This window comes from Streptomyces sp. NPDC033221, assembly GCF_055577005.1.
Genome location: NZ_JBVIQN010000009.1, coordinates 234,192 through 251,389, shown reverse-complemented (window position 1 = coordinate 251,389; position 17,198 = coordinate 234,192). Strand labels below are relative to the sequence as shown.

Genomic DNA, 17,198 nt, shown 5'->3' with positions numbered 1-17,198 from the left:
AGGGGCGTTCAGGGTGGCCGGCGGCGGGCGCTGTTCGAATTTCGTACGGTTGTTCGATAGAAGGGTTATGCTGGAACCGCGACGGGGGACGCAGCAACGGTCAGGGGGTGTACGAGCGGCAGGAGGCGCGGATGCCACGGTTCACGCATCTGCACACCGCCTCGGGTTTCTCCCTGCGGTACGGCGCCGCCCATCCGGAACGGCTCGCCGAGCGCGCCGCCGAACGCGACATGGACGCCCTCGCGCTGACCGACCGGGACGGCCTCGCCGGAGCCGTCCGCTTCGCCAAGGCCGCGGCGCGGGCCGGCGTCCGCCCCCTGTTCGGCACCGAACTGGCGGTGGCCCCGCCCGAGAACGGCCGTACGGTGCCGGGCGCCGCCCCGGGGACGGCCCGGCCGCGCAGCCCGGTACGCGGCGGCGCCTTCATCGACGAGTCCGCGGCCCGCGCCGTCTTCCTCGCCCGAGACGGCGCGGCCGGCTGGGCCATGCTCTGCCGCCTGGTCTCGGCCGCGCACGCGGCCACCCTGCCGGGAGACTCCGCCAAGCCCGTCCTGACCTGGGCCGCCCTCACGGACGCGGTGCGCGCCGGAGCGCCGGACGCGGTCACCGTCCTGCTCGGCCCGGACTCCGAGACCGGCCGCGCGCTGGCCGCGGGACGCCCCGACCGCGCCGCCCGGCTCCTCGCCCCCTGGCGCGAGCTGTTCGGTGACGCGCTGCGCCTGGAGGTCGTCGACCACGGCCGTACCGGCACCGGCCCCGGCTCGCTGCGCCTCGCCGCCCGCACCCTCGGCTTCGCCGTCGAACACGGCGTCCGGGCCGTACTGACCAACGCCGTCCGCTACGCCGACCCCGGCCAGGGCCCGGTCGCCGACGTCCTGGACGCCGCCCGCCGCCTGGTGCCCGTGGACCGGCACCGCCCGGAGGCCCGGGACAGCGGTGAACGGTGGCTCAAGGACGCGATCACGATGGCCCGCGCCGCCGAGCGGATCGCCGAGGCGGCCGGCCTCGGGCGCGGCACCGCGCAGCGGCTGCTGGAGATGACCGAGGAGACGGCCGCGCGGTGCCGGGTCGATCCGGAGGGCGACATCGGGCTGGGCACCGTCCACTTCCCCGAACCCCGGCTGGTCGGCGCCGCGCGCCGGACGGCCGGGCGGGTGCTGCGCTCCCGCTGCGCCGCCGGGATGGTGCTGCGCGGCTACGACCGGCGCCGCACGTACTGGGAGCGGATGGACCACGAACTGGACATCATCGAACACCACGGCTTCCCGTCGTACTTCCTGACCGTCGCCAAGGTCGTCGAGGACACCCGGGGCCTGGGCATCCGGGTCACCGCGCGCGGCTCCGGCGCGGGCTCGCTCGTCAACCACCTGCTGGGCATCGCGCACGCCGACCCGGTCGAACAGGACCTGCTGATGGAGCGCTTCCTGTCCAAGCGCCGCGCGGTGCTGCCCGACATCGACATCGACGTGGAGTCCGCGCGCCGCCTGGAGGTCTACCGCGCGATCTTCGACCGGTTCGGCACCGAGCGGGTCGCCACCGTCGCCATGCCCGAGACCTACCGGGTACGGCACGCAGTACGGGACGTGGGCGCCGCCCTGGGCATGGACCCGGCCGAGGTGGACCGGCTGGCCAAGTCCTTCCCGCACATCCGGGCCCGCGACGCCCGCGCGGCCCTCGCCGAACTGCCCGAGCTGCGCGGCGTGCACGCGGAGAAGTACGGGCCGATGTGGGACCTGGTCGAGGCGCTGGACGCGCTGCCGCGCGGTATCGCCATGCACCCGTGCGGGGTGTTGCTCTCGGACGCCTCACTGCTGGACCGCACCCCTGTCGTCCCCACCCGCAGCGAGATCCCGCACCGCGACGGCGAGGGCGGCTCCCCGCTGCCGATGTCGCAGTTCGACAAGGAGGACGTGGAGGAGATGGGGCTGCTCAAGCTGGACGTGCTGGGCGTACGGATGCAGTCCGCGATGGCGCACGCGACCGCCGAGATCGGGCGGACCACCGGGCGCGGTGTCGACCTCGACGACCCGGCGCAGGTGCCGCCCGGCGACCCCGCCACCTACGGCCTGATCCGCTCCACCGAGACGCTCGGCTGCTTCCAGATCGAGTCGCCCGGCCAGCGCGACCTGGTCGGCCGGCTGCAGCCCGCCACCTTCCACGACCTGGTGGTCGACATCTCGCTGTTCCGCCCCGGACCGGTCTCGGCCGACATGGTGCGGCCCTTCATCGAGGCCCGGCACGGCCGCCGGCCCGCCCGCTACCCGCACCCGGACCTGGAGGGGCCGCTGCGCGAGACCTACGGCGTGGTCGTCTTCCACGAGCAGATCATCGAGATCCTGCGGATCATGACCGGCTGCGACCGGGGCGAGGCGGACGAGAAGCGGCGCGCGCTGTCCAAGCCGGAGGTCCAGGGACAGGTGCGCGCCTGGTTCACCGAGCGGGCCGGCGGGCGGGGGTACACGCCCGAGGTGGTCGGACGCACCTGGGAGATCGTCGAGGCGTTCGGCTCGTACGGCTTCTGCAAGGCACACGCGGTCGCCTTCGCGGTACCGACGTACCAGTCCGCCTGGCTCAAGGCCCACCATCCGGCGGCCTTCTATGCCGGGCTGCTCACCCACGACCCGGGGATGTACCCGAAGCGGCTGCTGCTGGCGGACGCGCGGCGGCGCGGGGTGCCGGTGCTGCCGCTGGATGTGAACCGGTCGGCGGCCGCTCATCGAATCGAACTGGTGTCTGATGGTGCGGGTGTGGGTGCGCCCGCCGGTCAGGGAGGCGGAAGCAGCGCCCTCTGGGGCCTGCGGCTCGCCCTGGCCGACGTGCACGGCATGAGCGAGGCCGAGGCCCGGCGCATCGAGGACGGGCAGCCCTACTCCTCGCTCCCCGACCTGTGGCAACGGGCCCGGCCCAGCCGCCCGGTGGCCGAACGCCTCGCCCGCGTGGGCGCGCTGGACGCCTTCGGCGCCAACCGGCGCGATCTGTTGCTGCACCTGGCCGAACTGCACGGCCGGCAGCGGGGCGTGGCCGCGGGACAACTGCCCCTCGACGCCGGGTACGGCGCCGGCGCACCCGCCGAGGCGGTCGAACCGGCCGGGCTGCCCGACCTGACCGACGTCGAAAAGCTCAGCGCCGAACTGGGCGTCCTCGGCATGGACACCACCCGGCACCTGATGAGCGACCACCGGGAGTTCCTCGCGGAGCTGGGCGCGCTGCCCGCCAAGCGGCTGCGCGACGCGGAGGACGGGGAGACGGTGCTGGTCGCCGGGGCGAAGGCGGCCACCCAGACGCCGCCGATCCGCTCCGGCCGCCGGGTCATCTTCACCACCCTCGACGACAGTACGGGCCTGGTCGACTGCGCCTTCTTCGACGATTCCCACGAGACGTGCGCGCACACCGTCTTCCACTCCTGGCTGCTGCTCGTGCGCGGCACGGTCCAGCGGCGCGGGCCGCGCAGCTTCAGCGTGGTCGGCGCCGCCGCCTGGAACCTCGCCGAGCTGGCCGAACTGCGCCGCGAGGGCGGCCTGGAGGCGGTCACCGCGCGCCTCGCGGCAGGGGGGCGGGCGGCGGCGGACCCGGCCGGGCAGGCGGACGGCGGGCCCGGCCCGCAGGCGGTGCCGCAGCCGGTGCCGCGCCGGGTGCACAGCGAGCCGGGCCGCACGGGCTCGGCCGCCGCCGAGGCGACTTGGACGGGCACGGACACGGAACCACGGCCGGTTGCGGAACCGGCCGCCGCCGGCCGCACCATCCGGCTGGAGACCGGCTACGAACTGCACCCCTGGGCCGACCTCCGCCCGGCGGGCGAAGGCGTCGGCACCGGACGCAAGTTGTGGCACGCCAGTCCGGGGAGCGCGGGATGACCGGCGGAAGCGGGACGCCCGCCGGGTCCGGCGCCCCCGCCGGGATGCTGTACGTACGGTTCCGCGCCGCCGGGGACCGGGAGGGGGGCGGGGCCGCGGACGGGGACCGGGACGCTCCGCTCGACGAGGAGACGTACGGCCGTCTCCTGCGGCTGCTCGGCCAGTTCACGCCGGTGATCGAGGCGCTGCCGCCGGACGCCGCACTGGCCGACGTACGGGGAGCGCTGCGCTACTTCGAACGGGACGCCGCGGGCATCGCCGAGCTGATCCGGCTGCGGGCGCTGGCCTGGTACGGCGTACGGTGCACCATCGGCGTCGCCGGCAACCCGCTGCTCGCGCGGATGGCGGCGCAGGGCGCCGCGCCCGGCGAGGTGCGCCGGGTCCCCGGGGACGCCGTCGCGGACTTCCTCGACCGCAAACCGGCCGCCGCGCTGCACGGCGTCGGGCCGGCGACCGCGCGCGCCCTGTGTGCGTACGGGCTGGACAGCGTCGGCCGGATCGCGGCCGCGCCGCCCGCGACCCTGCAGCGCATCCTCGGCGCGAAGACCGGCCGGGCGGTGTACGACAAGGCCCGCGGGATCGACCCGAGCCCGGTCACCCCGAACGCCGCCGCGCGCTCGGCCGGCGCCGAACACCGCTTCGCCCACGACGAACTGGACCCGGACCGGCGGCGGCGCGCGCTGCTCTCGCTCGCGGACGACCTCGGCGCCCGGCTGCGCGGCAGCGGCCGGGCGGCCCGCGTGCTCACCCTCACCGTGCGCTACGCCGACCGCTCCACGACAACGCGCACCCGGCGGCTGCCCGAACCGACCGCACACGGACCGGCACTGACGGACGCGGCGTACGCGCTGCACGCGGCGCTCGGGCTGCAACGGGCGCGGGTACGCTCCGTGGCGCTGCGGGCCGAGGACCTGTGCCGCGCCGAACTCGCCTCCCGGCAGCTGACGTTCGACCCGGCCGAGGACAAGGCGCGCCGCATCGAGGCCGCCGTGGACCGGGCGCGGGAGCGCTTCGGCGAGGCGGCGGCCCGGCCCGCGGCGAAGCTCGCTCAGCCGTACAGCCGGTCCGCGTACCGCGGGCCGTAGTGCGCCTCCAGTTCCTCCAGCGGGGTGTCGGGGACCTCGACGCCCTTGGCTATCCGGGCCCGGCCGTTGATGCGCAGGGTGTCGCCGCGCCCGGGGAGGACGTAGTTCAGCCCGACCTGGGGGTTGGCGAGGATGTTGCGGAAGCCGTCCAGCCGCTTGTTGCCGGGGCGGTCCGGTATCGCGAGCGTCGTGTCGTCCAGCACCAGGGTGAAACCGGCCGGGTCGCCCTTGGGGGAGACGTCGCACCGGCCCCCGGCGTCCGCGGTGGCCACGTAACAGAACGGCGAGCGCGCCAGCCACTGGCGGTCGAGGTCGTGCAGCCGGTCGCGCACTTTGTACAGCGCGTGGTCGTTCGGCTCGCCGATCAGCTCCCGCAGCTCGCGCTCGGGCACGACCTCCGCGACCTGCCGCGTCCTCGGGTCCTCCGTCCGTTCCACCGCCGTCACGACGGCCTCCCCTCGGCACGTGGCCAACTGCTCCGACTCTAGGGGACCCCACTGACAACGGCCCGGGCGGCCCTTGCTCCGCACGCCCCTCACCCGTGCGGCGGACCGCGCCGTGACGTGACCGAAGTGCAGTCGTTGCGCCGTGCGATCCGGGCCGCAGGTGAACGGCGTGCCGGACCCGGCCCTCTCCCGGCGTGCCTCTCCCCCCCCCGCAAGGAGCCCCCGTGAAGCTGCTCCGCACCCGCCTGCTCGGCCTGATTCCCGCGCTCGCCCTGACGGCCGGCCTCACCACGGCTCCGGCGTCCGCCGCGCCACAGACCGTGGACCGCGGCTGGAACAACTACGCCTGCAAGCCGTCAGCCGCCCACCCCAGGCCGGTGGTCCTGGTGCACGGCACGTTCGCCAACTCCGTGGACAACTGGCTCGCGCTGGCTCCCTACCTGGTCAAGCGCGGCTACTGCGTCTTCTCCCTCGACTACGGCCGGCTGCCCGGGGTGCCCCTCGTCCACGGCCTGGGCCCGGTGGCGAAATCCGCCGTTGAGCTGTCCGCGTACGTCGACCGCGTCCTGGCCGTGACAGGCGCGCGGAAGACCGACATCGTCGGGCACTCGCAGGGCGGCATGATGCCGCGCCAGTACCTCAAGTTCCACGGCGGCGCTGCCAAGGTGAACGCCCTCGTCGGCATCGCGCCCGACAACCACGGCACGGACCTGATGGGCCTGACCCGGCTGCTGGACGCCACCCCCGCGGCCAAAAAGGCCGTGCACGGCATCGCGCCCGCCCTCACCGACCAGATCCGCGGCTCGGCCTTCCTGCGCCGCCTCAACGCCGGCGGTGACACCGTGCCCGGCGTGCGGTACACGGTCATCGCGACCCGGTACGACTGGATCGTCACGCCGTACCGCAGCCAGTTCCTGACCGGCCCCGGCGTCCGCAACGTCCTCGTCCAGGACCTGTGCCCGCTCGACCTCTCGGGGCATGCGACCATCGGCCTCCTCGACCGCGTCGCCTTCCACGAGACGGCCAACGCCCTCGACCCGGCCCATGCCACCCCGACGACCTGCGCCTCCGCGGCGGCCTGACGGACGGCAGCACCGGAGGCCCGCGACCCGCCCCCCGCTCAGCCCGCCAGCAGCGCAGCCGTGCACTGTGCGGCGAGGTCCTCGGCGTGGGCGGGGAGCGGGGTACCGCCGCGCAGATGGCGGCGTACCAGGGACAGCGGTACGTCGATGACCGCCAGGGAGACGCGCTCGGCGTCCTGCGGGGTGCGCGCACCCAGGTCCCGGGCCAGCGCGCCCACCGAGTCCCGTACCCGCCGGTGGCCCTCGTCGGCCCGTGTGGCGTACACGGCCGGCCAGCTGTCCCGGCCGAAGTCCCGGGCGCCGTAGAGCAGGAGAGCCGCTTCCTGGGGATGGGCGCGGCTCCAGGAGACGACGTGCCGGGCCGCCGCCGCGCCGGCGGAATGCGGGTCCGGTGCCGACCGGAGTGCGGCGAAGTACCCCTCCTGGAACCGTTCGACCGTGCGCAGCCACACCTCGGCGAGGAGCGCGGGACGGCCGGCGAAGCGGTGGTAGACCGATCCGCTCGGCGCGCCGACGGCCGCGGCGACCGCGGACATGGTCACACCCGCGGGGCCCGCCTCGGCGGCCAGCCGGACGGCGGCGTCCAGGAGCAGGGTCATGTCGAAGAGCGGTGGTCTGGCCATGTTCTGGAGGGTACTCTCCAGAAAGCAATTGGAGGAGGGCCTCTAATAGGGTGTCTCTGAGTAGGAGCCCCGGTACGGAGACCCGTACGGAGTCGCGGCATGCGGAGGTGGACGGACATGGCGGTCTGCAATGTGCACGAGCGTGAACTGGCGGTGCCAGTGGGCGTGGCCGGTGCGCTGATCGACGGCCTGGCAGGGGCGGGCGATCCGCTCTGGCCGCACGGCGACTGGCCGCCGATGCTGCTCGACCGCCCGCTGGGCCCGGGTGCGGCCGGGGGCCACGGGCCGGTCCGCTACACGGTCGTCGCCCATGTGCCGGGGACCTGGGCGCGCTTCGCCTTCAGTGGGCCGCGCGGTTTCGACGGCTTTCACGAATACACCGCGCACGCTCTCGGAGAGGGGCGCTCGGTGCTGCGGCACACATTGGCGATGCACGCCCGCGGGCCGGCCAGGCTCAGCTGGCCGCTGGCCTACCGGCACCTGCACGACGCGGTGCTGGAAGACAGCCTGGACCGGGCCGAACTCGCCTGTACGGGGGCGGTCGCGCGCCCCGCGCGCTGGAATCCGTACGTGCGCCTGCTGCGGCGCCTGTACCCGAAGTAGCCGGATTTCCACGCCGGAACGGGAAGCTCCGGCGCGTCGCCCGGCGCTGAGGGATGACGAGGGGCGCGCAACCATGGCCGGGTGGGCCCGGCCTGCTCGCTCGCCGCACCACAGGGGAGTGCGGCGCGGGAGCGGGGCGCGCGCGGAGGCGCCGCCGCCCCCTGAGGTGAAGGAAAGGGGACGGCGGCGCCAGCTGTGGGGGGTGCCCCGCGAGGCCAGTGGGGGATGGCCGCACGGGGGGTGCGAGGCCAGTGGGGGATGGCCTCACGGGACCTGCGGGGCCAGTGGGGGATGGCCTCACAGGGTGGGCCCTGTGTGTGGGGGAAAGAGCCCTGGGGAGAAAGTGTGTGGATCAGCCGCGCTGGCGGACCGCCTTGCGGCGCGCGCTCGCGAACAGGACCGAGGCGCCCAGTGCCAGGACGGCCGCGCCGCCGATGGCTATCGGCGCGGTCGAGCTGTCGCCGCCGGTCTCCGCGAGGCGGTTGCCGGCCGCCTGCTGGGCACCGGCCTTCCCGGCGTCCACCTCCTTGGCCGCGCCGCCGTTGGGGTGCGGCGCGTTGCCCGCGCCGTCGTCGCCCGGCGCCTTGCCGTCGGCACCGGCCGCCGGAGCGCCGTGGCCGCCGTGGTGCATGTGGTCCATGGACGACTTGGCCGCCTCCGCGGCGATCTGCTGATCGCTCGGCGCGGCGGCGGACGGTGCCGATGCCGCCGCGCCCTTACCGCCGCCCTTGCCGAAGACGACGTCGGAGCAGGTGTAGAACGCCTCGGGGCTGTCCGAGCGCTGCCAGATGCTGTAGATCAGGTGGCGGCCGGACTTGGCGGGCACCTTGCCGCTGAAGACGTAGTCACCGCCGGTCAGCTTCGGGTTGGTGACCTTGGCGAACGGTTTCGCCTCCAGGTCGGACCACTTGAGCGGCTTGGTGGGGTCGTAACCGTCCTTGGTCATGTACAGCTCGAAGGAGCCGCGGTGCGGGGCGGTCGCCTTGTACCGGAAGGTGTGGCTGCCCGCCTTCAGGTTCGAGGACGGCCAGTCCGCCCGCGGCAGATCCAGGCCCTTGTACTCGGGGCTGTTGGCGCTGCACAGCTTGCCGTCCGGGATGCGCTTCTTGGACTGGCCGCCCGCGTTGCCGTCCCGTACGCCGTTCCAGTCGTACAGGGCCTGGGTGCCGCCGGCCGCGACCATCGCCTTGCAGGCCGCGGACTTCGGGTGCTCGGGGCCCTCGGCGAAGCAGGCGGAGATCCGGCTGACCGGGTCGGTCATCGAGCCGTGGGCGACGGCCGGGGTCGCGGTGAGCGCGGTGAGCGCCAGCGGGGCGATGCCGGTCAGGGCGATCCCGGCTGCCTTGCGGCGAGCGGTCATCGTGGGGGTCTCCTTCGTCGGATCAGGGGGGAGCGGCACCGGCCAGGGCGCCTGGCCCGGTCGGTGCGATCAGCACGCTAGCCCCGCTGAACTGCGCATTTCGGGCCGGAAGCCGGTTCGTGGCGATCTTTATGGCCCCGTTAAGGGAGATCTGAGGAGGGGTTAAGCACCGGGGGTTCCGAGGGCCCCGGAACCTCGGAACGGGTGTGTCAGGGTGGCAAAAAGGGGGTGAAGCGAAGGTGGGGAAGAGGGGGTGGGGAGGGGTGACGCGGCGGCGGATCGACGCGAGTTGACAAGGTTAGGTATGCCTAACCTAATCTTCCGCATGTGAACGAGGCCGCAACCCCGAACGACGCCTGCGCGGGCCTGACCCTCCTCGCCCGCAACCCCACCGACTCCGTCACGGAAGGCTTCCTGCCGGCCGCGGCCCGCCTCGGCCTCGCCGTGACGCTGCTGACCGACCAGCCGGATGCCCACCGGGAGGCGTACGGGCGATACGCGCGTGACCGGCGCGGGGGCGGGCCACCGGCGGGAGCGCTGCCCGGCGGACTGGAGATCGTACCGTGCGACGTGCAGGACTTCCGTGCCGTGATCGCGCTGACCTCCGCACGGGCCAGCCGAGTTGGCCCGCCCGCTGCGGTCTTCACCAACAGTGACCATCTCCAGGCCCAGGCCGCCCTGGCCGCTGACTATTTCGGGCTGCCCGGCAAGGACTGGCGGGCGGCGCTCCGCACGAAGAACAAGGCCGAACTGCGGCGCAGCCTGGCATCCGCCGGGCTGGACACCGTCAGATCCGCCGAACTGACGCCGCGCGACGACCCGGCCGGGCACGGACACGGCGTCCCGTACCCCTGTGTCCTCAAACCGCGCGAAGGAGTCGCCAGCCAGGACGTCTTCCTGGTGGCGGATGACGCGGAACTGGCCGCGCGGTGCCACGAGATCCGGACACGGCGGCCCGGCGCCGCGCTGCTCCTGGAGGAGTACCTGGACGGCCCGCTGCACACCCTGGAGACCCTCGGCGACGGACACGTACTGCACCCCCTGGCCTCGTTCCGTACGGACATCTCACCGCCGCCGCACTTCATCGAGGAGCGACTGCGCCTGCTCCCCGAGCCGCCCGGCCCCTGCACCGGCCGGGTACTGGAGCAATTACGCGCCCTCGGCGTCGGTTTCGGCGCCTGCCACACCGAGTACGTGGAACAGGGCGGCCGGCCCCGGATCATCGAGGTCAACTACCGGGCCATCGGCGACCGGTGCGACCTCGCCCTCGCCGAGGCGCTGGACCTCCCGCTCTTCCAGCTGATCCTCCGTACGCACCTGGGGGAGCCGCTGCCGGACGCCCTGCCCGTGCGGCGCGGCGCGCGGGTGCGCATGGAGTACGTGTGTGCCGACCGCGCCGGGACGCTGAAGGCCGCCCCGGAGGCACACATACGGGAGGCGGACGGTGTCCGCCTCGACTACCGGCCCTTACGTGAGACGGGCGAGCGGCACCCGCTGTACGGCACCAACCGCGACTTCCTCGGGGTGCTGCGGGCGTCCGGCCGGGACGAGGGGCGTATCGACGCGGCCGTATGGGAGTTCCTGGCCGCACACTGTTGGGAGATCGTGCCGTGACGGCGGTGACGGGAGGCGGCGTACCGGACACCCTGCGGGGTGCGGCCCCGGAGGGCGCTGCGGAAGAGGAGCTGATGCGGCGCGTGGTGAGCGCGCTGCTGCGCGAGGACGCGTACGGGCTGCGCCGCTACGCCGGGGCGGTACGCCGCGCGGACGGGGACTGGCTGCGGCTGGCCCTGCCGGACGGCCCGGCCCTCATCCCGGTCGGGCCCGACGGCTTCCAGTGCGAGATCGCCGCCCGCAGGGGAGAGCTGGAGCGCGCCGACGGCACACGGGTGACCGGAGTGGACGGCGTCATGGGGCTGCTGCGCACCGCCGTTGCCCCCGAGGACCGGCCGGGCTTCGACGCCTTCACCGCCGAGTGCCACCAGGCGCTGGCCACGGCCCGGATGCAGGCCGCGGAGCGCCGGACGGTCATCGGCCGGCTCGGCCCGCACGCGGGCGGCGGGGCGTACGGCGGAAACAGTGGCGCCTACGGGGGGAGCGACGACGGGAACAGCGGGGCGGCGGCCGACGGCGCCCGGGGCGCGGCGGCCCACGCGTACGGCGAAGAACGCGGCACGCCGATCGGTGCGTACGACGGCGACCGCGCCTGGTGCGGCCCCGGCGGCGCACTCGACTACGACACCCTCGCCGCGTACCGCGACCACCCCGTCTACCCCACCGGACGGGCCCGCATCGGCCTGACGGAAGCCGATATCCGCGCCCACGCGCCGGAGTTCGCCCCCGGCTTCGCGCTGCGCTGGCTGGCCCTCCCGCGCGAGGCCGTCAACGGCGACCCGGCGGCGCTGCCCGCCTGGTGGCCCGCCCCCGGGGACCTGGGCCTGCCCCGGCTGGACGGCAGTCACCTCGCCTTGCCCGTCCACCCGCTCACCGCCGGCACGCCGCTGGCCGAAGCGCTGCGCGCCCGCGGCCTGACGGACGACGCGCGGCTCGCCGACCGCGCCTGGCTGCCGGTACGGCCCACCCTGTCGATGCGGACCGTCGCCGTCACCGACGACCCGTACACCCACCTCAAACTCCCGCTCGCCACCGCCACCCTGGGCCGCCTCAACCGGCGCGGCATGAAACCCGGCACACTCGTGGACGGCGCGGTGGGCCAGCGGCTGCTGGAGACCGTCGTCGACCGGCACCCGCGCTTCGCCGAGACCGTGCTCCTCGCCGACGAGACCACCTACCTGGACGCCGGACACGACCTGCTGGCCACCCTGGTACGCCGCTTCCCCAAGGGCAGCGGCGGCGCGGCGGCGGTGTGCGGCAGCGCCGACGGGCTCAAGGGGGCGCGCAGCCTGCGCGGTCTGCGCGGCTCCAGCGGACTGCGCGGCGCCCGGGTCGTGCCGCTGGCCGCGCTCGCCGCCCGGATGCCGGACGGCTCACTGGTCGCCGACGACCTCGCCCGCCGTTTCTACGGCGGCGACCTGCTCGCCCTCCTCGACGCCTACCTGGCGCTCCTCCTGGACTGGCACACCACCCTCTTCGCGTACGGCATCGCCCTGGAGTCGCACCAGCAGAACACCTCCCTCGTCCTGGACGAGGTGGCCGGCCGCCCGCGCCTGCGCCTGCTGCTCAAGGACAACGACGGGCCCCGGGTGAACACCGTACGGCTGGCCGCCGTCCTGGGCGGGGAAGCCGCCGACCTGTGCGGATTCGACGACAAGCGCATCCTGGTGGGCAGCGACGCCCCGGTGGCGGACGTCTTCGCCACCATCACCGTCCACCTGTGCGCCGGAGCCCTCGCCTTCGAACTGGCCCGGCTCGGCCGCGCGCCGCTGCCGGTGCTGCTCGGGCAGCTCAGAGCGCGGCTGACAGAGGCCGTCGACCGGCTGGAGGCCGCACCCGGAGCGGCCGCCGCCGTACTGCGCCACCGCGTCCTGGACGCCGACCGGCTGCCGGTCAAGGCCATGGTCACGGCCGGCAGCCTGTTCACGAAACGCCGGCCGGGGGCGTCGGACATCAACAAGCACTACGTCACCGGGCCGAACTACCTGACGCCGGGCCGGTGACCGCCACCCCCACGCCGTGACCCGGCCGGCACCCGGCCGGGCCCGCCGCCGGTCCGGCCCTCTTCTCCCCACCCCTCGTTGGAGTCCCCGCAATGCCCCTCGCCCCCTCCCGCACGGCCGCCACGGACCGGACGGTCCCCCTCTCGGCGGACGAACCCGTGGCCCACACCCTCCTGAACTGCCTGCTGCGCGAGGTCTGCGGCCCGGAACGGCAGACCACCGTGGCCGGTGCGCACCTGCTGCTCCGGCTGCCGCGCTGTGGCGAACTGCTGCGGATCGGACTGCGCCGGGCCTCGCTCACCGGCACACACCGCTTCACCGGCCCGGCCGGGCGGTGGTGTGACGGCAACTGGCAGGAACTGGGCTGGGAGGAGCTGGCCGCGTGCACGCAGCGGGAGCTGGAACTGCGCACGGGAGTACGGAACGAGGAATTCCGCGCACAGGTCGCGTCGAGCCACGCGGGCGTCACCGCCGCCCTGCGGCACGCCGCCACCCCCGGCCGGGCGGGCAGCCGGGGCACCGGCCCGCACGCCCGCTACCTGCGCTCCGAACAGTCACTGCTGTTCGGCCACCGGTTCCACCCGACGCCCAAGTCCCGTACCGGCAGCGCCACCGACTGGGCCCGCTACGCACCCGAGGCCGGGGCCCGCTTCCCCCTGCGCCACCTGGCCGTACGCGCCGACCGCGTACGCGAGGAGAGCGCCTCCCCCGGGGCGCTGACGGCGCTGGACCGGCAGGGCGCCGTACCGGACGGGTACCGGCTGCTGCCCGCGCACCCCTGGCAGTACGCCATGCTCCGCGCGCACCCCGCCCTGCGGGACGCCGTACGGCGCGGTGACGTGCTCGACCTGGGGGAGCGCGGCGACGCCTTCGCGCCCACCGCATCCGTCCGCACGCTCTACGACGGGCGGGACTTCCTCAAGTTCAGCCTCAACACCCGCATCACCAACTGCGTCCGCAAGAACGCGGACTACGAACTGCGCGGCGCCGTCGCCCTCACCCGCCACCTGGAAACCGCCGCCACCGCCCTCGCCACCCGCTTCCCCGGCTGCGACCTGCTGCGCGAACCCGGCTACCGCACCGTGGACATGGGCGACCGGGAACTGGCCGAGGGGCTCGGCGTCATCGTGCGGGAGGGGCTGGACGCCCGGCTGCGGCCCGGCGTCACCCCGCTGCTGGCCGCCGCCGTCGCCGACGAGCACTCGTCGAGCGACGCCCAGTTCGGCGAGCTGCTGCGCGGCTGCGACCCGGTGGCCGCGCTCGGCTGGTGGGACGCGTACCTCTCGCTGCTCGTCCCGCCCGTGCTGGCCGCCTACTTCGACCACGGCGTGGTCCTCGAACCCCACCTGCAGAACGTCGTGCTCGGTGTCGACGCCCTCGGCATGCCCGTACAGATCCTCTTCCGCGACCTGGAGGGCACCAAACTGCTGCCCGGCCCGCACGACGCGTTCCTCGGCGGGCTCCCGCAGGAGGTGGCCCGCCCCCTCGTGTACGAGCGCGAGCGCGGCTGGGACCGGGTCGTCTACTGCCTGCTGGTCAACCACCTCGCCGAGATGGCCGCCGCCGTCGCCGACCTGCACCCGGCGCTGGAAGGCGAACTGTGGCGCGCCGTACGCGGAGTGCTGCGCGAACGGAGCACCGCACACGGCGAACCGGCCGAACTGCGCGCCCTGCTGGCCGGCGCGCCGCTGCCCGCCAAGGCCAACCTGCTGACCCGGTGGGGGCGCGCGGCGGACCGGGAAGCGGGGTACGTACGCCTCACCTCGCCCGTCGGCCCCGGCCCGGCTGACGGTACGGTGTCCGACGGCCTGGCAGCGCCCCGCACGCGCGCCGCATCCCGGGCCGCCTTCCCCCGCCCCCGGAGCACCTCATGATCACCGAGCTGGCCGCGCGCCAGGTGGACACCCTTACGGCCGGCCACCCGGGCCCCGGCGGCACACTCGACGGACCGCTGCCCGCCTACGTCTACGACCTGGCCGACCTCGCCGCCCACGCGGCCTCCGTACGGGCCGCGCTGCCACCGGGCGTCGAGCTGTACTACGCGGCCAAGGCCAACCCGGACCCGCGCCTGCTGCGGACGCTCGCCCCGCACACCGACGGCTGCGAGGTCTCCTCCGCGGGCGAGGCCGCCCATGTGCGGGCGGCCGTGCCCGCCCTGCCGCTGGCGTTCGGCGGGCCGGGAAAGACCGAGGCGGAGCTGCGCGCGGCCCTGGACATGGGAGTCGAGCGCTTCCACCTGGAGAGCGAGCACGAACTGCGGATGCTCTCCGCTCTCGCCGGAGAGACCGGCCGGACCGCTGACGTGCTGCTCCGCGTCAACCTGCCGGTCGGCCCCGGGGCCACCGCCGGCGCCGCCCTCGCGATGGGCGGCCGGGCCACGCCCTTCGGCCTCGACCCAGCGCGCGCGGAACACTGCCTTCCACTGCTCTGCAACGGGCCGCTGCGGCTGCGCGGTATCCACGCCCACCTGGCCAGCGGCCTGGACGAGCCTGCCCAGCTCGCCCTCGCCGCCCGGATCACCGAATGGGCCCGGCACTTCGCCGCCCGGCACGGCCACTCCCTGTGCGAGATCGGCCTCGGTGGCGGCATGGCGGTCGACTACACGACCCCCGGCACCCGCTTCGACTGGGCGGAGTACGGCACCGGCCTCGCCGGGCTGGCCGACCGCTACCCCGAGTTCACCCTGCGCATCGAACCGGGCCGGGCACTGACCGCGTACTGCGGCTGGTACGTGACAGAGGTCCTGGACGTCAAACACAGCCACGGCGAGGCGTTCGCCGTACTGCGCGGCGGCACCCACCACCTGCGCACCCCGGCCGCCAAGGGGCACGACCACCCCTTCGTCGTCCTGCCCGTCGAGGAGTGGACCCGGCCCTGGCCGCGCCCCGGCGCGCACGGACAGGAGGTCACACTGGCCGGGCAGTTGTGCACCCCGAAGGACGTACTGGCGCGCCGGGTGCCCGTCGACCACCTGCGCGCCGGGGACCGGGTCGCCTTCGCCCTGGCAGGGGCGTACGCCTGGAACATCTCGCACCACGACTTCCTGATGCACCCGCCACCGGCCTTCCATTACGTGGGCGACGGCGAACCCGCCGGCCTGCCCGCGGGACCGGCCGTGCCCGCGGCGCGCGGGTGGCGCGTGGGCGAGGGGCGGCCCCGCGCCTGATACGCCCGGCGTGAAACGGCTGGCCGGACGGCTGTGACGGCGCTGGGAACGGCTGTTGTCAGTGGTGCCTGTCACGATCGGGACATGGACACGAACGCACCAGCCGAGCCAGGGGACGACGAGCGGGACCACCGCCAGGCGGCTTACTGGGACGCGGCAGCCGCCGACTTCGACGACGAGCCCGACCACGGCCTGCGGGATCCCGCCGTACGGGCCGCGTGGGCCGCGCGGATACGGTCCTGGCTCCCCGGGACGCCCGGTGCGGTGCTGGACCTGGGATGCGGCACGGGCAGCCTGGCCGAGCTGGCCGCCGGACAGGGCCACCGGGTCACCGGCGTCGACCGGTCCCCGCGCATGATCGAACGGGCCCGCGCCAAGCTGGCCGGCCGCGGCGTCACCCTGCTGGTGGGCGACGCGGCCGAGCCGCCGGTGGGGGAGCGGCGGTTCGACACCGTCCTGGTGCGGCACGTGCTGTGGGCGCTGTCCGACCCGGCGGCAGCGCTGCGCCGGTGGGCGGAGCTGCTGGCCCCCGGCGGCCGGCTCGTGCTGGTCGAGGGCCGCTGGGGCGAGGCGGAGCCGATCGGCCTGACGTCTGCCGAAGCCGTCCGCCTGGTCGCGCCCCTCGCTTCCCGTACGCATCTCGAAGAGCTGTCCCACGACGCGGCGTTGTGGGGACGGCGGGTGCGCGACGAGAGATACGCGCTGATCGTGTACCCGAAGCCGGTCACGGCTCCGGCCCCGGAGCCCGTCATACAGCCGGTCCCGGCCCCGGCCGCCGCCCGGCACACCGAAGTGGTGGACGTCCACCTGGTCCTGCGCCGCGGCGACGAGGTCCTGCTCGCCCGCCGGACCGGCACGGGCTATGCCGACGGCCTGCTGCACGCGCCGTCCGGGCACGTCGAGGACGGCGAGGACGTACGGGAGGCGATGATCCGGGAGGCTGCGGAGGAGACCGGGCTGCGCCTGGAGCCGGACGATCTGCGGGTGGCGCTGGTCATGCAGCACCGGGCGCCCGGCGGGCAGGCACGGATCGGCTGGTTCTTCGAGGCCGCGTACGGCGCCGGCGGCGAGCCGGTGAACGGGGAGCCGCACAAGTGCGCCGAACTGGGCTGGTACCGCCTCGACGCGCTGCCGGACGACATGGTCGCGTACTGCCGCGCCGGTCTGGACGCCTACCGGGCGGGCCACCGGTTCCTGCTCCACCTGCACCGGCCCGGCGACACCATCGCGTACGACCCGGCGGGGCCGGACCGCGCCGCGGCCCTCGACAGCGGCACCGCCCTCGACCGTGGCGCAGTCCCTCGGGATGCCGGCCGGCCCGGCGGGCCCGGGGCCATACCCGGGGGTGCCTGACGGCGCACC

General features: G+C 74.8%; 12 protein-coding genes. 9 read left to right on the top strand and 3 right to left on the bottom strand.

What is annotated here, in order from left to right; translation table 11 throughout:
• Positions 1-131 precede the first annotated feature (131 nt).
• Both ACZ53K_RS15035 and ACZ53K_RS15030 read left to right on the top strand, forming a co-directional pair.
• Positions 132-3,854 (top strand): DNA polymerase III subunit alpha, encoded by a 3,723-nt coding sequence (locus ACZ53K_RS15035; RefSeq protein ID WP_468835807.1) that lies wholly within the window; start codon positions 132-134, stop codon positions 3,852-3,854.
• Positions 3,851-4,939 (top strand): DNA polymerase Y family protein, encoded by a 1,089-nt coding sequence (locus tag ACZ53K_RS15030; RefSeq protein WP_468835804.1) that lies wholly within the window; start codon positions 3,851-3,853, stop codon positions 4,937-4,939. Before ACZ53K_RS15035 ends, ACZ53K_RS15030 begins: the two co-directional genes overlap by 4 nt.
• On the opposite strand, the gene ACZ53K_RS15025 is transcribed toward ACZ53K_RS15030, so the two are convergent.
• Complete coding sequence (locus tag ACZ53K_RS15025) at positions 4,903-5,385, bottom strand: pyridoxamine 5'-phosphate oxidase family protein (RefSeq protein ID WP_468835802.1); 483 nt, start codon at positions 5,383-5,385, stop codon at positions 4,903-4,905. The genes ACZ53K_RS15030 and ACZ53K_RS15025 overlap by 37 nt on opposite strands.
• A 224-nt stretch (positions 5,386-5,609) precedes the next feature.
• On the opposite strand from ACZ53K_RS15025, the gene ACZ53K_RS15020 reads away from it, so the two are divergent.
• Positions 5,610-6,467 carry an esterase/lipase family protein gene (locus ACZ53K_RS15020; protein WP_468835800.1) on the top strand — a complete coding sequence of 286 codons (858 nt, stop codon included), beginning with the start codon at positions 5,610-5,612 and terminating at the stop codon, positions 6,465-6,467.
• A gap of 38 nt (positions 6,468-6,505) precedes the next feature.
• On the opposite strand, the gene ACZ53K_RS15015 is transcribed toward ACZ53K_RS15020, so the two are convergent.
• Positions 6,506-7,090, bottom strand: coding sequence for a TetR/AcrR family transcriptional regulator (locus tag ACZ53K_RS15015; protein ID WP_468835797.1), 585 nt, complete (start codon positions 7,088-7,090; stop codon positions 6,506-6,508).
• 117 nt (positions 7,091-7,207) lie between these two features.
• On the opposite strand from ACZ53K_RS15015, the gene ACZ53K_RS15010 reads away from it, so the two are divergent.
• Positions 7,208-7,693 (top strand): SRPBCC family protein, encoded by a 486-nt coding sequence (locus ACZ53K_RS15010; RefSeq protein WP_468835950.1) that lies wholly within the window; start codon positions 7,208-7,210, stop codon positions 7,691-7,693.
• Positions 7,694-8,045: 352 nt separating this feature from the next.
• Here ACZ53K_RS15010 and ACZ53K_RS15005 read toward each other — a convergent pair whose 3' ends face one another.
• On the bottom strand, positions 8,046-9,053 hold the full coding sequence (locus ACZ53K_RS15005) for a lytic polysaccharide monooxygenase (RefSeq protein ID WP_468835794.1): 1,008 nt from the start codon (positions 9,051-9,053) through the stop codon (positions 8,046-8,048).
• 327 nt (positions 9,054-9,380) lie between these two features.
• Here ACZ53K_RS15005 and ACZ53K_RS15000 point away from each other — a divergent pair, with 327 nt between their 5' ends.
• The 5 genes from ACZ53K_RS15000 to ACZ53K_RS14980 all read left to right on the top strand — a co-directional run bounded on the left by ACZ53K_RS15000 (position 9,381) and on the right by ACZ53K_RS14980 (position 17,189).
• The gene (locus ACZ53K_RS15000; RefSeq protein ID WP_468835791.1) at positions 9,381-10,667 is read left to right on the top strand and encodes an ATP-grasp domain-containing protein; all 1,287 of its coding nucleotides are present in this window, start codon (positions 9,381-9,383) and stop codon (positions 10,665-10,667) included.
• A gap of 74 nt (positions 10,668-10,741) precedes the next feature.
• Positions 10,742-12,670, top strand: a complete 1,929-nt coding sequence (locus ACZ53K_RS14995; protein ID WP_468835948.1) for an IucA/IucC family protein — start codon at positions 10,742-10,744, stop codon at positions 12,668-12,670.
• A 92-nt stretch (positions 12,671-12,762) separates the two neighbouring features.
• Positions 12,763-14,544 (top strand): IucA/IucC family protein, encoded by a 1,782-nt coding sequence (locus tag ACZ53K_RS14990; RefSeq protein WP_468835788.1) that lies wholly within the window; start codon positions 12,763-12,765, stop codon positions 14,542-14,544.
• Entirely contained in the window at positions 14,541-15,836 is a 1,296-nt protein-coding gene (locus tag ACZ53K_RS14985) for a type III PLP-dependent enzyme (RefSeq protein WP_468835785.1), read from the top strand. The genes ACZ53K_RS14990 and ACZ53K_RS14985 overlap by 4 nt, the downstream gene beginning before the upstream one ends.
• Positions 15,837-15,920: 84 nt before the next feature.
• Positions 15,921-17,189: a methyltransferase domain-containing protein gene (locus ACZ53K_RS14980; protein WP_468835782.1), complete on the top strand. Its 1,269-nt coding sequence runs from the start codon at positions 15,921-15,923 to the stop codon at positions 17,187-17,189.
• The last annotated feature ends 9 nt before the right edge of the window (positions 17,190-17,198 follow it).

Coding starts and splice junctions, on each gene's coding strand:
- ACZ53K_RS14995 (WP_468835948.1), top strand. CDS start 10,742: ATGCGGCGCGTGGTGAGCGCGCTGCTGCGCGAGGACGCGTACGGGCTG.
- ACZ53K_RS14980 (WP_468835782.1), top strand. CDS start 15,921: ATGGACACGAACGCACCAGCCGAGCCAGGGGACGACGAGCGGGACCAC.
- ACZ53K_RS15015 (WP_468835797.1), bottom strand. CDS start 7,090: ATGGCCAGACCACCGCTCTTCGACATGACCCTGCTCCTGGACGCCGCC.
- ACZ53K_RS14985 (WP_468835785.1), top strand. CDS start 14,541: ATGATCACCGAGCTGGCCGCGCGCCAGGTGGACACCCTTACGGCCGGC.
- ACZ53K_RS15005 (WP_468835794.1), bottom strand. CDS start 9,053: ATGACCGCTCGCCGCAAGGCAGCCGGGATCGCCCTGACCGGCATCGCC.
- ACZ53K_RS14990 (WP_468835788.1), top strand. CDS start 12,763: ATGCCCCTCGCCCCCTCCCGCACGGCCGCCACGGACCGGACGGTCCCC.
- ACZ53K_RS15030 (WP_468835804.1), top strand. CDS start 3,851: ATGACCGGCGGAAGCGGGACGCCCGCCGGGTCCGGCGCCCCCGCCGGG.
- ACZ53K_RS15010 (WP_468835950.1), top strand. CDS start 7,208: ATGGCGGTCTGCAATGTGCACGAGCGTGAACTGGCGGTGCCAGTGGGC.
- ACZ53K_RS15035 (WP_468835807.1), top strand. CDS start 132: ATGCCACGGTTCACGCATCTGCACACCGCCTCGGGTTTCTCCCTGCGG.